The organism is Bradyrhizobium sp. CB2312, assembly GCF_029714425.1.
Classification (GTDB): domain Bacteria; phylum Pseudomonadota; class Alphaproteobacteria; order Rhizobiales; family Xanthobacteraceae; genus Bradyrhizobium.
The window spans coordinates 7,391,593-7,407,206 of record NZ_CP121668.1; the positions used below are offsets into that span (position 1 = coordinate 7,391,593).

The following is a 15,614-nucleotide window of genomic DNA, read 5'->3' on the forward strand; positions in this document are numbered from 1 at the left end:
CAACCGTTTACGCGTAGGCACCCTGAAATCCTGACCGAGCTAATTAAGAGACAGCCCCGGCCTGAGAAAAATCAATGACTTACGGATCGCATCACTGGACTTAACCGGCCGAAGCTGGGCATTCGTCGCACGATCATAGTGTTGCACTGCCTGATATCCGAACCCGCGCTACTTGGACTTTACCGGGTCAACTGGGACGACCAAACCATCGGTCGATAGGTTCAAATCGAGGAGGCGCAGCCTCCGATACCGACATCCGCTTCAAATATTGGTTCGACGAAAGTACCCCATTTTCCCGGCGCAACTGTGAGACAGAACGGAGTGATGACCGCTCTCAAGGCCTCCCGTTGATACGCTTTTCAAGCTGCAACGTTCGCTCGACCAAATCATCCAATTCAAAAGACTGCGAGTCGAGGAACGCAATGGACCCATTGTTGGGGTCAGCAGCCAGACGGTGGATCTCGCTCAAATGATGTTTGAGCCAGGTCCTGGTACAAGCGCGTCAGCGAGCCGGACACAGCGAACGAATCCTTAGAAAGCGATGCTTCGGCGAACGCACGTAGAGATGTTTTCGCATCTGGTTCATTAGCTAAGTGACAGTGCGTCATTGACGCGCATTCGCTTAGGCATGGCGGACCAAGACGTTTAGTTCGTTTCGACCCTAAGCTGACTTCCTCTCTTGGCCTCGCACGGTCCGCTTCCGGGGGCTGAGCGGAAAGCCATCGTGGACACGCCGAGGGCAGCCTTTGACCCCAAGCGGACATCGTTGCGTCGCGAGAGCCGCACTGCGCGGGGACAGTCATGCCACCAATGGTGCAGCAGTCAAGGCCATTCAAGCTGTGCCACGCGCGGCTGCCGCCTGTCGCGCCGCTTTCTCTTGTGCGAGAGTTGATTCCAGCCGCGAGATGTTTTCCTGGAGGCGCTGGTTGTTTTCCAGGAGACGCTGGCTGATCAGGACGAGGATATAGTAGCCGAATTGCTGATCACTTTGAAAATAGATTTCAAGTAACCTTTCATAAGTTATGGTCAGGACTTGGCCGTCTTCTATGCACTCGATCGTTCCGGTTCGCCGGTTATTGGGCGTAAGGAAGCCAAGTTCTCCCATGAAACACCCCGGCGGAAGCTCGACGCCGATTTCTTTGACGAGAAACTTCCCGGTGACGGTGAGGAACATTTCCGTAGCGGGATCACCCTTCCTGAATAGTCTGTCGCCCCGGCGATATCTACGTTCGGTCATGAATGGTTTGAGCCATTCCATCGACCTGTCACCCTGCGTCGCGTTACGTGCCTTCTTAACGAGCTTGAGCAGTTGACGGAGGCGAACGGCATTGACTGGCAACAGCAGCAGATAAAGCAGAAAGGTGGCGACACTTCCGGAAAGCGCGCCGGAAATTGTGAAGAATGTACAGCCAACCATATTCGCGACCCGCAGCGGCACCATTCTCTGCATCAGCAAGGTAGCGACAAAGAAGATGGCGCCAACCAAGGCGAACATGTTGGCGAGCGTGATATTGGCCAACACAATTTCAAACAGCCGATTAAACAGTGCGTCGTAGGTGATGTTGTTGGGATCAAGTCCCATTTGAACGAGAATCTTTGCGATCCTGAGATTATCCGCGGCCGCATCAAGGATGCGGTTTAGAATTGTCGAAAGATCTGCACTGGAATTCATCGGATCACCCCTATGCAAACAGTCGGTTATGTCGGAACTCGCGGATACCCGACAATCGAAGTCTGACAAGCACAAGCGGTATTGGATCAATTTTACCCGGCGCTGTTGTTTTCGGCAATCGCAGGCGCGTGGCCAGTAGCGTACTCGCGCTCACATCGGAAATGGCTCCCGCTCGCTTCGACCCGCGATGCATGAGTCCGCTCCTGGCCTTAACCGCCTGAATGTCGGCTTTCCGACCGCGAGCGGACTATAGGCTAATGGAGCCACCACGCCCGCTTGTGACTCACAAGAGACATCGGAGCGAAACCAACCGACGGCACCTTGTAGAACGGCTTACGCCGATGCTTTCGCGTCCGGTCGCCTTGCAACGAGGATGGTGCCGATGCATTGCAAGGCGATTTCGTTTCTTTGATTACATAATCGGATTTGATTGCGCACGATACCGCGATCAGGTTTCGATTTTGATTCCAGCTTCTCCAGGATAGTCGCTTCGAGACTAAGTTCATCTCCTGGGCGTACCGGGTTCGGCAACCTCAGCTCATCCCAGCCCATTCCGGCGAGGACATGGAGAGGCCGAGGCTGGAGCTTGGGCGTGAGCGAGATGAAGACTGCAAACGTGTGGGCGCTCGATGCGGTCAATCCACCAAAAATCGAACGTGCTGCTGCCTCCTCATCGATGTGGCGCGGTATCGGATCGTATTGCTTGGCGAACTGAATAATCTCTTCCTTCGAGACCAAATAAGGACCCGCCTTTCTGGCGGTACCAATTTCGGCATCTTCGAAATATATACGGGTCATTGGTCAATCCTTTGCGAGCGGACAAACTACAGGGATGGCAAACGCCACTATAGTTCGGTGATCGCGGAACCGTTGACTTGGCTCAACGGGCGGACAATCGCCCGGGCCGACCATCCTGACATGGCCGAGTCCGAGAAACTGAGCGACGTGAAAGAGCCAAAGCCATCCCGGCTGGAGGACGCGCGGCGGATCATCGAGGAATACGCCGCCAGCCTCCGAGAGATCATCAAGCAGCTCCGCCGTCCCGGTGGTCGAATGAGGACATCAGATGGTGGACGGCTGCGTTTTGGGCCCATCGAAAAGCTTTCTTCAGGAATCGCTTGTGGGGGATCCGCACCCGCGCACGCAACAAGGCGGCGATGACGTCGTGTTCGATTTCTCCAAAAGGGTACGGCACGCCGTCACGTCGGATGACGTCGGGGACGCTTCGCGGCCATGGACCCGTCCTAAAGTGCGCCCAGGAAGCACTGCCATTTCAAAAGTTTGACGCAGAATGCGCTGTACGACTGCGAGCACATGGTATTCAATCCCTGGAACTGTCTGCCTGGGCACGGGCCGCTCGGCAGCGTCCACTGGATGCGGCTCGCCGTCTATCTTGCCTCGCGGCAGGTACGGCGGAAAGTGAACTTGGTGGGTCATGAGCAGCGAGCCGAAGCCCGATCGTTTGGGCGGACTTCAGCGGACACAGGGGCCGCCGAATGTCGAGAATGAGGCTCCGCATGCCGAACGCCGCCAGCTCACCGTGACATTTATCGATATCGTCGGTTCGACACCCCTGAGCGAGCGGATCGATCCCGAGGAGTTCTTCGCGATTATCAGAAATTACCGCGATATCTGCGACGAGCAGATTCGCCGCTACGGCGGTCATATCGCCAGAATGATTGGTGACGGGTTACTCGCATTCTTTGGCGTCCCGCAAGCCCATGAAAATGATCCTGAGCGCGCGGTCCGCGCCTCTCTGGCGATTGCCGCGGCGATCAAGGAACACAAGTTTCTGCTGTCGGACGGCAGCTTCGTTCGCCTGGGCGTGCGCATCGGGGTCAACACCGGGGTCGTCGTCGTCGGCAGCGTGCCCGGCGAGCCCCCCGATCGACGGGAAGTGTTCGGCAGTACGGCGCATGTCGCTGCCCGCCTCCAAGGACTCGCGAGTGAGAACGGTATCGTAGTCGGCTCGAGCACTTACGATCTGACCCGCAGAACCTTCAGCTATGCGCCGCTTGGCCGACAAGCTCTCAAGGGCGTGGAGGAGCCGGTCGAGGCTTGGCGTGCAGAGGCGCTTGGGTCAAACGAAAGCAGGTTCGACCGCGCGCGGAGGTCGCCTCTTGCCCCGATGATAAACCGAACCAGCGAAAGTGCGTTACTTGCCGAGATGTGGCAGCAGACTCTCGCCGGCTCGGGGCAAGTTGGCGTCATTTCCGGCGAGCCCGGCATCGGCAAGTCACGTTTGATCCGCCAGTTCCGCAGTTCGCTCGGTGCGTCTCCGCGTGATGTTCTGTCGCTGCAATGTTCACCGTTCCACATCAACACGCCGCTTGCTCCGGAAATCGAGCGCCTCATGCGCGCGACCGGCATCCACGAGACCGACAACGCGGAACTCGCGCTGGCAAAACTGCAATCGCTGTTGGCGAGCACCGTCACTGATCTCAAGCAGGCGCTTCGTTACTACGGGGCGGTGCTATCGATCCCCGCATGCGCGGGATACGAGCCCGCGGATTTCGGATCTCCCCTGGAGCGCGAGCGTGCGTTTCAGGTGTTCGTCGACGCTCTTGTCGCCGCCTCGCGTAAGCAGCCGATCCTCGGGATCGTCGAGGACGTTCAGTGGATGGACCCGACCACCATCGAACTGCTGCTACGCGTGATGGCTCGCTGTCCTGGCGAGCGGATCATGGTCCTTATCACGCATCGCGATGATTACAAGGCCGACTGGTTGTCAAGCACGGCAATTAGACGGGTCCCCCTCCGGAAGCTGGCAGCGCATGAATGCGAGCAGATGGTCGCAGCCGTCGCCGGCAGCGATTTCGTGCCGCGCCAGATTACCAGCCAGATCGTGGAAAGGACTGACGGCGTGCCACTCTTTGTCGAGGAGTTCACGCGGGCCGTCGTCGATGCCGGTGCGGTCCCGCCGGCCGCCGAAAGCCCTGTGCCGAAGTTGCCGGAACCCCTGGTGCCGTCAAGTATTCACGATTCCCTGATGGAGCGCCTTGATCGTCTCGGTCCTGCCAAGCGCGTCGCCCAGATCGCCTCCGTTTTCGGAAGGCGTTTCGACTATGAAGGCATTTTCAACGTGTTTCCGGATAAGAGCCAGACGCTGCCACAGGCGTTGCGAGCTCTCGAGAGAGCGGGGATCGTGTATCGCAGCAAGGAACCTCAAGGCGAGGTCTTCACGTTCAAACATGCGATGATACAGGAAGTCGCCTACTCCTCGTTGCTCATGGAGGAAAGGCGTGAACTCCATGCGCGCGTGGCCTCGTGGCTGCTCCAGGAAGCCTCCATTGAAGAAAGCGGCCAGCCGGCGGTATTAGGCTATCATTATGCGCGCGCAGGCAACATTCCGGAGGCGATCGAGGCCTGGCTCCAGGCTGGCAAATCCGCGCTGCGCAGATCTGCCACCAAGGAAGCCGTGGCTCACCTTCGCGAAGGCCTCTCGCTGATATCCAAGATGCCGGCGTCGCCACGGCGCTTCGAGGCTGAAATCGGACTGCAATCCAATCTGGCGATGGCGTACACGGCCAACGCCGGATGGTCCGACCCGAACGTCTATGGCCCCTACAGTCGTGCACTCGAGCTTTGCGCGAGCCATGGCACCATTCGCGAGAAGGCGACGGTGCTGTGGGGAAGTACCATAGCCAAGCTGGTCAACTGCGAGCTCGCCAAGGGCCTCGAACACGCGGAAAATTTCGTCCGGCGGGCAGAAGAGTGGCGCAACGACGAGGCCGCCCTCATGGCCTACACCGCCGCCGTGATCGCCAATTTCTTCCTCGGTCGTTTGCGGCAGGCGAGTGAGCTCGCGGCTCTGGTCAGCGCTCGCTACAATCCGCGCGAGCACGGCAAGCTGGTCCAGATCTATCAGCATGATCCATTAATTGTATCGCTCGTCTATTCCGGACACATTGAATGGCTGTTGGGCCGGCCCGGCCGGGCCAGAGAGTGCTGCGTGACGGCGCGGCAGCTTGCGAATGAGATCGGACATCCGTTCATGGTGGCTTTTGCCTCCATTCTCGGCGTCGCCGATCACTGGTACGAGGGTGACCTTGCGGAGAACCTTGCCAGCGTGAAGCGTGGTCTGAAGGTCGCTGACGAGTATGGCTATCCGATGTACCGGGTCATCGGTCCATTGTGGGCAACCGCAGCGTTGGCGGCACGAGGCCCCGCGCCGGACGTGCTCGAGCAGCTATGCGGCCTGCTTGATAAGCTGCCCGCCGAGAACCGGTGCATCCAGATGCCGCTCTATCGAATTCTGCTTGCCACGGAATTCGGACGGATCGGGCAGATGGGCAGGGCTCGAAACTTCGCTGCCTCGGCTGAGGCCCTGGTGAAGCAAACCGGCGAGCGCTGGGCTGCTCCCGAGATTTACCGGATCCACGGCTCGCTGCTGTGTCGCGATCCATCGCGGGACGACCGGGCCGCCATGCGCTTGTTCAAGCGCTCGCTTGCCTCTGCCAGGAAGCTCGGGGCGGTCGGTTGGGAATTGCGCACGGCGATCAGCATCGCGCGCCTGGTCAGCGCAGGCGAGAGCGCATCCGGACGCACCGAGGCACGAGACCTGCTAATATCGACCCGGGCGAAATTCGCATCCGCGGAAACTTCCCGCGATCTGCGCGAGGCTGACGATCTGGTGAGAGTGTTGAACTAGTGTTGGCGCCTGAGATCGGACCGTTGGAGCCGGTGATGCGCAGAGCCCGGAGGCCAAGACTCAGCCAATCGCAGGACATAGCCTCGAACTTGGCGCTAGAGACGTCAGCCATGATGGCCTCCCCAATTAGTGAGGCGGGCCATTTTGGAGCCGGTAAACTCCTGAATGTAGGTCGGCTCTTGGACCGTTTGAGACTTAGTTTGGATGGGATCAACCGACCAAGCGACACTTTTGACCAAAGGCGACCTTGACGGTTTGCGCCGTCAAGCGCCACCTCAGGCGTCATGTTTGCCAATCAATCAGGCATTGGTCCCGCCATCGACCGTCAAATTTGCTCCAGTGATGTATGACGAGTCGTCGCTGGCTACGAATGCCACGAGCGCAGCTACTTCTTCTACCTCACCGTAGCGATTGAGGGCCGTGACCGCCCTCTGCGGGGTGGCCCCTCATGCTGGTTGCTTACTCGACGATTCCGGACGTGCGCGCCAACCGACCGCAATGAGCCACTCCTCATAGTCGTGCTCGAACCGTTCACGGTCGGCCGGCACTGGCTGCGGTTTTGCGCGCGCAAGTACTTGGGCGAGAGGTTCGAGACCAACCGCGCGGCGTCGTTCGTCCACTCCCTCTGCATCCTTGATCGCGTGTGGCCGCATGTTGCCGTGCTCATCGGGCTCGAGCTGTGTGCCGTAGAGCTGCGGCCTACCTTCGAATACACGGATCCTGTCGTCTAGCATGGCCGGCTGCCAGGCCGGGACCAGGTGCTCGCGCGCGGCCATAGCAAGGAACTCAAGGCACGAGCGCTGGAATTGCGGGAGCGCGATGGCATGCTGAGCGATCAGCCAGGCTGCCTCCGCGGCTCGTTCGCCGACGAGGCGCTCCGTCGGCCATCCGATCTGGGCCATGATCTACCGGAGCCGCAGCGCATTCTTTTCGTGAACTGCGGCCATACGTGGATCATAGCCCTCGTACAGCGCCCCCGACGCCGCCAGCTCATCACTGACTTTACGGTCGTATGACGTTGATGACATTGCTCGCCGACGGGGTGAGAGGAAGTGCGCGGAATTGCGCGGTGGGTGCCGTCGGCGAAGCGGCGTTGCGTCCGTGGGATGAATTATGACTCTGGAGTAGTGAGCGAATAATTACTTGCGATAGTCCGGTCCTGTTGAACCTATCGGATGAGAAAACCCGCAGCCGTCCCCATTCTCATTCGGCTGTGCATGATACCCACGCCTTCCGTTTCTGCGCTGCACGATGCCCGGCAATGCAATGCAACGACTCTACTCCCCGCGTTGCACCTTTGGGCTTTTGCCCCCAAGATCGGCCAGCATCGGTATGAAGTCACCGCTTTTCCGAATTAAGCGCCAATGTGCAGGAACGCGCCTCAAAGGATCGCATTGTTTCCATGCTCTACTTTTGAGGTCGACGATGCGTACTCTTTGCAGACTAGCCGCGATTGCAGCCGTACCAGCGTGGATGTGCACTTATGCAAACTCTGCCGCTGCACAAGACTTCAATGAAAGGTGGTCTATCATTCCAAAGGCACATGCCGAGCCCGCTCCTGAGCCGCCGGAGCAGACCAACCAGAGTCCACAGAAACAACCTCGTATCGAACAGGAGCCGACGCGCAAATCGGGAGATCCTTCAGCTCCTCAATCTCTCAATCGAGTGTTTTCCGGGAAAGCTTCCTACTACTCTTATTCGAAACGGAAAACAGCGAGCGGCGCCGCGTTCGATAGGAATTCGTTTACTGCTGCTCATCGCAACCTGCCATTCGGCACGCTCGTTCGCGTCACGGACCTTAAGAGCAGCAAATCGGTGGTCGTCCGCATCACCGATCGCGGACCATGGGTCCCCAGTCGTGTCATCGACCTCTCACTTGGCGCAGCTCGCAGCTTGGGAATCACCGATCGTGGCATCGCCCAAGTTCGCGGTGTGGTGCTTTAGCTGGCGACCGATCAAGGCAGATCTATAAACTGCCTGTTCTCATGATACTTGCGCAGCTCCGCGCAGAGCTCCTCGAAGCGAGCATCGCGGTCGGCGCACCCCCCATTGATGGGCCACCCGGGTGCAATTTTTCTGATGACAGCTCACACTGTTTCCCTGTCACCCGAGTTTGCCGCTCCGCCAGCGAGCTGCGCTTCCAAGTTTATAGGTGAATGGCGGCATTCCGGAGGGAATAAGGAGACGCTCACGCTGACTGCAGGCGATCTGTAGGGAGCACGCGGCGTATCAGGATGACGGCACCTGGACCTGCTTTGGAAACGATTGACCTACAAGACCAGCCTGGGCTCGTGAGTCTGCACGCTGCAGCCCGAAGGCGCGATTACGACCAGCGTATCGACCGTACCGTGCGGATCGGCGGAGCGCCCACGACCGCAGTCAGCCCGCTCAGATTGTAGCAAAGCACCTGCTTTCGGTGACCAAAACTCACAACTGCTAAGCCGACGAAGAAGTAGCGGCGTCAGTGGAAAGGTGAACGGCGTCGAACTGAAGTTAATGAAGGCGATGAAGCACCGCCGAAGGCCGCGGCACAGATGCCGGCGCCGACAACTCAGCCCGCCAAGCCACCGCAGGCCACCTCCGACGCGGTGTCCGGATCGAAGCGCGCCCGGGATGCCATTGCGGATGTTTCGCGGGACTTCAGATGGCCCTCGAGAACGCATCGCTACTTTAGTAAATGCGAAGATTAACCCTTCACGCCTGAGCCGGTTGTCGAAGAACCCGCGCGCGCCTAGGCAAAGTAGAAGCAAACAGAAACCCCCAGTGGAGCGCGAATTCTGAACGATCCGGAATCCAAAAATTAGCGGAGCGTCTTTGCGGAATTGCGCGGTGGGTGCCGTCGGCGAAGCGGCGTTGCGTCCGTGAGGCGAAATGTAACTCAGACGCGGTTGTTGAGAAGTTTATGGGCTGTGGCGAAGCCCTCTGGCGCAAACTCGCTCCGCGTCCCTCCGGAATGAAGCGTTATCGTCGATTCAAAGCGGACATTGGAGACGCGGCATCATTTCCCAGCTTGCACACGAGCGTAAGGATGAGTGCTCCTAGCCGCATGGTCTTGTGCTAAATCAACCGAGTTTCGCGACGGTTTTGAGCAGCGATTACCGTCAACGCAAAGGGCAAGGGATGATGGGCAACCAAGGAGACTAGACCTTTCGCGGGCGAGGCATGGAGCGTGCCCGGGATCGCGAGATGCGCTCTCGCTCCGGTCATGCATCCGCTTTCGACGACAGACTTGGTCAGCTCCTCGATGAACAATGGCACGCCATCAGTGCGATCGATTTTTCTTCAATTAGCACTAGCTGCACGATAGCGGGCTTTCTTAGCACATTCCAAAGGTCGCCTGGGGAAGTAGTTTCGTGCATGGATGGCTTGTGAAAGTATGATCTTGCAAGCCAAACCGTTGACAAAGCAACGGGCCGAAGATCCGGCAGGGCGTCTGTTCGCTATGCAGGACGGGTCAAAGATCACTACGCTCATTGACCAGCTCAATGCTGCGTTCAGGGAAGCAGGTATCGAGCGGAGCACTGGCGAGACGTACTCAGTGTATAGTTTGCGCCACTTCTATGCAGTGAATGCGCTGCGGAATGGCGTTGGTGTGTTTGAGGTGGCCCGCAATATGGGCACTTCAGTGCAGATGATTCAGGAGTACTACGGGAAGCAAGCTACGGCGGCCGTGTTTGCGACGAGATTAGGCGACTAGATGGAAGTCATCGTGATGTAATTGTGCCGACGTGACACCAAAGAGCGTGACACTGTCGCCATGCCCATCCGATATAACAGCTCCACTAGGGCTGTCAGCAGTGTGAGCCAGAATGTCCCGCAGCCCGTGGAATATGCCGTCATCGAACTGCAACGTGTCCTGATGGGTATTGAAATTCTTGATCGTGTCGGTCCCGAAATCCGGGCGAAACAAGAAGGTGTCTTCCCCCTTTCCCGCAATGAGCGTATCGTCAGGGCCGCCAATTAGAACGCTGCCGCTCTTCCCTGCGATGAGCGTGTCACCACCGGCTGAACCATCTAGAACGTAATGGCCTTTCCCTGCTGTCAGCGTCGTGTTGGTGCCGGAGAGGTACGTCGTGCCTCGATCAAAGACCACGATGGTAAGCGTAGCACTTGACGTACCACCATGGCCATCTGAGACCGTATAAGTGAACACATCTTGCGCTATGCCCTGCTGTTGCTCAAAGCCGTGATAATGATCGTCCTGGGAATGATGATCATGGGCATGATGGTCCGCTACATAGGTGTAACTACCGTCAATGTTGAGGGCAAGTGAGCCGTATTCGCCTTTGATCGCATGGCCCACGGCAGACGCCTTGCCGGAGACCGCTAACACGGCCAAGTGATCGTTTGAATCGGGGTCGGTATCGTTGGCCAGTACTCCCTTTGCCGCTGAGATAGAAATCGTTGCACCTTTGGCGACGCCATTTGTATCAGAATGTGCCACTGGTGGATTATTGAGTCCGAGACTGAGGGTGTAGCCCAAGACATCCAGTACCTTCAGATCAGTGTCGCTTATCGGCAATACTTCGCCCGAATAACCGTATCCAAAGGAATCCGGAATGCCGTCATCCGACCAGTCAGCCGAATCTTGCGCAGTATCGAAGTTCTTCAGATCGGTAAGGCCGCCATCGATCGAAAAGTATGCCGGTTGATGGTCGACGAGTTGGAGTTGGCCCGCAGCTTGGTACCGAAAAAGATCCAACGACTCGTACCAACCTAGAGCATATTGAAGCCCGGCGATACGACCAAGCGCATGCGTAAGTTCGTGAAGCGCTACCCCATTGAAATCAATCTGGCCTGAACCGATGCCATTGGTTGGATCAAAATCCCAGTTCTGCGTGGCACCAAAACCTATTGTTCCGTCTATTTCGGTGCTGTTTGCCGCTAATAATCCGAGCGCCTTTTCCTGCGCTCCTCCAACATAAAATTGCCCGCCATTGGTCGGGTCGATAGTTGGAAGGTAGCTGTAGGCTAAATTGTCAACCGACGTTGTCGCGTGCGATCTCAGCGCATTCACAAGGTCATTATACGAATATCCCATCCCTCCGCGCGGAGCTCCGTTTGCAATGATGGAGCCAAGCGCCACTCCCTCATTTTCGCCCCAACCGATCTGAAATGTGACTGCGATCGAACTTGTGATGAGACTGTCGAGGTAACTTACAGCAGCATCCAGAGCGATTTTGAACTGCGCTGGTGCGGCGTTGACGCTACTGTCGTAATCAAGATTGATTATCATCGCACTCTACTCTTTGCTGTAATGTTGACACCTGCGAGCTGCGATCACCGCCCCATCGCTTAAGGGCAACTATGCAATTAAGTGGAAGCCCTGGTGATGCAGTTGAGCAGATGTGATGCCGAGAAGCGTAGCCATCGAGGCCCCCGTTCTCTAAGGGTCCTAACTAACTACGTCGTCTGAACGAAAGTGAATGTCCGTCGCAGCATGTAAAGTCGGCGACGTCTCCTTCTCGATTCACATGAACGATGCGAGATGCCACAACCGGAGCCCCGCTTTCCCAGTGCGCAGAAAGGAGCTTTCCGCCACCGGCGTCGATCGGCGCCCGCAACGCTTGTCGCATCGTGATGGATTGTCAATTGCGCAATCGGAGTAGTGCATCTGAATGATGCGCACGCTCGGAAGCAACCATTGCGCGATGGGCTGCCGATCAGGGTGTCATCGAAAACGACCTGGTAATATCGGCGGCGTTCAAAGAAGAGGTGGTACGAAGAGATGCAATCCCCCGGTCAGTCGCTGCTAACGATCCTGGCGGCAGCTTTTCGTTGTCCCGACGGATCTTACCGTCATCGATCAGCTAAATGCGGCGTTGCGGGAAGCAGCCCAAGACGATGCCCGATGATGCGTTTGGACTAGCTGCGGGGTCCGAGACTGGGTCGAACTCGAAATGCATCAGAGACTCTGGGAGAGCTAAGGCGCGACGTCAGCCCACGATGCACAGGAGAAGAGACATGGTTCTCGACAAAAGACCGACACCGCAAATTTCAGGGCTGCAAGCTGCTGAAACAATTCCGCAATTTGACTTCCACTACAAGTACAAGCACTGGCATCCCATCCTTCTTCAAGCAGAGGATTCAGCTATGCGCGACCTTCGCGATGCCAAGACTATGGCGCAAACACTACGCGCTTCTCTTACCGAAAAAGGTCTCAAGACCTCGATTTGACAGAGCCTCGAAATGGTCGCCGAGCTGTTTGGCGTGGCGGATTGGAACACGCGCGGCAATTCGACGTGAAGCCGCCCGTGCCGCATATCGGCAGAAGCTTGGCCAGTACCTTCATGCAACCGGCGCACGACGCCGCACCAACGGTGCATGAGTCCGGTTATGGGCCTTCGCTGCTTATTGCAGCGCCGCGTGATCTCCGTCGTGAACGGGGAATAGCGGAAGCCGACGAGCGGCCCTCTATCGCAGAGGGCAACGCTCGTGACGCATAGCGGTCCTTGACACGCAGCCGATCGAAGGTGGCCCGTCTGAAGAGGGGCCGCTCTGCCTTTTGCTCCGGCGCCACTATTCAGCCAATGGACTCTCGTACGGATTGGCGCAATCGTGCAATCGCAAGTGGTCCAAGCGCAGGGGGCTAACTATTTAGTCAACCACCAGATATCGGGAGGACAACAACATGAGGACGCAGGGCAAGACGCTAGTGGCCTCCATCCTGGCTGCCGTGATATTCACGGCAACAGCCAGCGCTCAACAGGCGCCATCCCCACCTCCGATAACGCCTTATGGAGCGCCACTTGGGCTTGAGGCGGCCAAGAAAGTGATGGCTGCCGCGGAAGCGGAGGCCGTAAAGAACAACTGGGCAATGGCCATCGTCGTCCTCGACAGCACGGGCCACATGGTGATGTTGCACAAGCTCGACAATACCCAATACGGCTCTCTCATGGCTGCCGAGGACAAGGCACAGAGCGCGATTAACTACAGGCGCCCCAGCAAGGTGTTCGAGGATCTCGTGGCTCAGGGCGGCATCGGTTTGCGTTCCTTGGCACTCCGTGGGGCATCCCCGCTAGAAGGCGGCATTCCCATTAATGTGGATGGCAAGATTGTCGGGGCGATCGGCGTCTCTGGCGGGACGTCAGTTCAGGATGGCCAAGTTGCAAAGGCGGGTGCCGACGCAGCGAAGTGAAACCCGCCGCTTGCTCGCAATCACCGAGGCCATCCCGTCGGGCGGCCTCAACGCGTGCTCTATGTCGCTTAGTCCTCACGCAATTGGCCCACGTCCGTTGTTGGCCCGAAGCCGCCCATCGCAGCAACTCCCGCTTGGCTGCTCTTACGAGCAGAGCGGACGTACGACAGAACTGACCCCCACCGCCCGTTTTGACCCAGACCCGACATTGCCCCTACGGACATCATGATGGCGGCCGCGTGCGGTGGTCGTAGGAAAAAGCCAACGCTAGGCTGTTCCAGCCTGATCATTTTCATCCGGAAGCGCGTTCCAAGGGCGACGCCGTCGGATAAAATCATTGGGCCGGGCGAACCCGGCCCTCGCAAAAACGGTCCCAGGAGGAGCGTCATGTTTAGATGGAAAATACTGGCAACGACGGCGCTGGCCTCGATGCTGGTCACTGCAACAGCGGTACTGCCGGTCTCGGCGCGCGAGCTCCAGCCTCTCGCTACGGCAACGCCTGAACAGGTCGGCATGTCGGTGGAGCGCCTTGGGCGCATCACCACCATGCTCAAAAAGGAGATTGCCGACGGCAAGCTGACGGGTGCGGTGGTCATGGTCGCCCGCAAGGGGAAGATAGTCTATTCGGACGCCATCGGCTTCCAAGACAAGGGTTCGGAAGCGCCGATGAAGCTCGATTCGATCTTCCGCATCTATTCAATGACCAAGCCGCTTGTCTCGGTAGCTGCTATGATGCTGGTCGAAGATGGCGCTATTCAGCTCACAGATCCCATCTCCAAATTCCTGCCGGCCTTCAAAGACATGCAAGTGAGCGTGGCGGGCACAGGCACCGACGGCAAGGCCACCTATACGAATGTTCCGGCGGCCAAGCCGATCACCGTGCAGGATCTTCTGCGGCATAGTGCAGGTATCGCCTATGCCGAGATCACCAAGAACGAACCGGTGAAGTCAGCCTACGTCGAGGCCAAGTTCTCCCAGCCGGGCGTGCATGAGTACGACTCTCGGGATATGACGCCGGCCGATCAAGTCGCGCGCATGGCAAAAATACCCCTCATTCAGCAGCCGGGCACGATGTGGGAGTACAGCATGGCCGTCGATATTCTCGGCCGCGTGATTGAGGCAGCGTCGGGTAAGCGGCTTGCCGTGTTCTTGGACGAACGACTGTTTACGCCGCTCAAAATGGTGGATTCGGGCTTCTGGGTGCCGTCGTCGAAGATCTCGCGCCTCGCGCAGCCGCTGCCGGTCGACATGGCGTCAGGCATGAAGACGAGCGTCCTCGATGTGTCGGCAGAACCGAAGAATGATTCCGGCGGCGCCGGCGCAGTTTCGACCGCCACGGACTATTTGCGATTCGGCCAGATGCTCCTGAATGGCGGCGAGCTGGACGGCGTACGCATCTTGAGCCGCTCGACCATAAAGCTGATGACGTCAGACCATCTCGGCACGCGCGTCGCGGCGCCGATCCAGCCGGGTGAGCTCCTGCTGGGAACTCCCGGTTATACGTTCGGCCTAGGCTTTGCAGTGCGTCAGGGCGACGGCGTAGCTGGTGTGCCCGGCTCGGCGGGCGAGTTCATGTGGGCAGGTTACGCCGGGACCTTTTTCTGGGTCGATCCCCAGGAAGAGATCGTCGGTGTCTACATGACACAGGCCCCGAGCCCAATACGCGCCTACTACCGCAAGATGTTCAAGGCGCTCGTCTATCAGGCGCTCGTGGACTGAAGCCGTCACGCTGCCCTCGATCGCATTCCGAATGCGAGGCAACGATCTCTCGCTGCCTCGCTGTTCGACTGCCCCTTTTCGCGGGCAGAGAAACCTTATGCCCTAGCGAGACAAGGCAGGCAGTCAAGACAGTAACGGTACGCCGTCGAAGCCCGTGAACTAAGCCGTGCCCTGAGCCGACCTGCGGCACGCCGTTGGCGCCTAAACCGGCAACAACTGCGCTTATCGAGGTCGCTTCAATGGCCATCTCGTGTTTGATGCTGGCCCTCCATTTCAGAGCTCTGTCTGCTTGTGGCTCGTGGCTGACCTCAGCCCAGAGCGCGGCGATGTCGGCTTCCGAGAGATGACCCGACCAAGGGTAGGCTGGCTGCAGAGGGCAGCCTTTGACCCATTGCAGAAATGTCCTGTCTTGGCCATCGGCCGCTGCGGTGGAT

Annotated in this window: 10 protein-coding genes and 1 pseudogene; 6 read left to right on the forward strand and 5 right to left on the reverse strand. The window is 58.2% G+C overall.

The features are described from left to right. Positions 1 to 832 precede the first annotated feature (832 nt). Together QA642_RS35875 and QA642_RS35880 are read right to left on the reverse strand one after the other, a co-directional pair. Positions 833 to 1,672: a cyclic nucleotide-binding domain-containing protein gene (locus QA642_RS35875; protein ID WP_283081116.1), complete on the reverse strand. Its 840-nt coding sequence runs from the start codon at positions 1,670 to 1,672 to the stop codon at positions 833 to 835. A 333-nt stretch (positions 1,673 to 2,005) separates the two neighbouring features. Continuing rightward, positions 2,006 to 2,470: a MaoC/PaaZ C-terminal domain-containing protein gene (locus QA642_RS35880; RefSeq protein WP_283081117.1), complete on the reverse strand. Its 465-nt coding sequence runs from the start codon at positions 2,468 to 2,470 to the stop codon at positions 2,006 to 2,008. 637 nt (positions 2,471 to 3,107) lie between these two features. On the opposite strand from QA642_RS35880, the gene QA642_RS35885 reads away from it, so the two are divergent. Continuing rightward, positions 3,108 to 6,323, forward strand: coding sequence for an adenylate/guanylate cyclase domain-containing protein (locus tag QA642_RS35885; protein ID WP_283081118.1), 3,216 nt, complete (start codon positions 3,108 to 3,110; stop codon positions 6,321 to 6,323). A gap of 299 nt (positions 6,324 to 6,622) precedes the next feature. On the opposite strand, the pseudogene QA642_RS46625 reads toward QA642_RS35885, so the two are convergent. Together QA642_RS46625 and QA642_RS35890 are read right to left on the reverse strand one after the other, a co-directional pair. Next, positions 6,623 to 6,757: pseudogene (locus tag QA642_RS46625) on the reverse strand (SDR family oxidoreductase); the annotation flags it as partial. Positions 6,758 to 6,769: 12 nt separating this feature from the next. Continuing rightward, entirely contained in the window at positions 6,770 to 7,225 is a 456-nt protein-coding gene (locus QA642_RS35890) for a DUF6624 domain-containing protein (RefSeq protein WP_283081119.1), read from the reverse strand. 523 nt (positions 7,226 to 7,748) lie between these two features. Here QA642_RS35890 and QA642_RS35895 point away from each other — a divergent pair. Both QA642_RS35895 and QA642_RS35900 read left to right on the forward strand, forming a co-directional pair. Next, positions 7,749 to 8,267 carry a septal ring lytic transglycosylase RlpA family protein gene (locus QA642_RS35895; RefSeq protein WP_283081120.1) on the forward strand — a complete coding sequence of 173 codons (519 nt, stop codon included), beginning with the start codon at positions 7,749 to 7,751 and terminating at the stop codon, positions 8,265 to 8,267. A 1,432-nt stretch (positions 8,268 to 9,699) separates the two neighbouring features. Next, complete coding sequence (locus tag QA642_RS35900; protein WP_283081121.1) at positions 9,700 to 10,020, forward strand: hypothetical protein; 321 nt, start codon at positions 9,700 to 9,702, stop codon at positions 10,018 to 10,020. On the opposite strand, the gene QA642_RS35905 is transcribed toward QA642_RS35900, so the two are convergent. Beyond that, complete coding sequence (locus tag QA642_RS35905) at positions 10,009 to 11,559, reverse strand: NF038122 family metalloprotease (protein WP_283081122.1); 1,551 nt, start codon at positions 11,557 to 11,559, stop codon at positions 10,009 to 10,011. The two genes, QA642_RS35900 and QA642_RS35905, sit on opposite strands and share 12 nt — an antisense overlap. A 728-nt stretch (positions 11,560 to 12,287) precedes the next feature. Between QA642_RS35905 and QA642_RS35910 the strand changes: the two genes are divergently transcribed. From QA642_RS35910 to QA642_RS35920, 3 genes are all read left to right on the forward strand, one after another. Beyond that, on the forward strand, positions 12,288 to 12,500 hold the full coding sequence (locus QA642_RS35910; RefSeq protein WP_283081123.1) for a hypothetical protein: 213 nt from the start codon (positions 12,288 to 12,290) through the stop codon (positions 12,498 to 12,500). 454 nt (positions 12,501 to 12,954) lie between these two features. Further along, positions 12,955 to 13,461 (forward strand): heme-binding protein, encoded by a 507-nt coding sequence (locus tag QA642_RS35915; RefSeq protein WP_283081124.1) that lies wholly within the window; start codon positions 12,955 to 12,957, stop codon positions 13,459 to 13,461. A 387-nt stretch (positions 13,462 to 13,848) separates the two neighbouring features. Further along, entirely contained in the window at positions 13,849 to 15,180 is a 1,332-nt protein-coding gene (locus QA642_RS35920; RefSeq protein WP_283081125.1) for a serine hydrolase domain-containing protein, read from the forward strand. Positions 15,181 to 15,614: the final 434 nt, after the last annotated feature.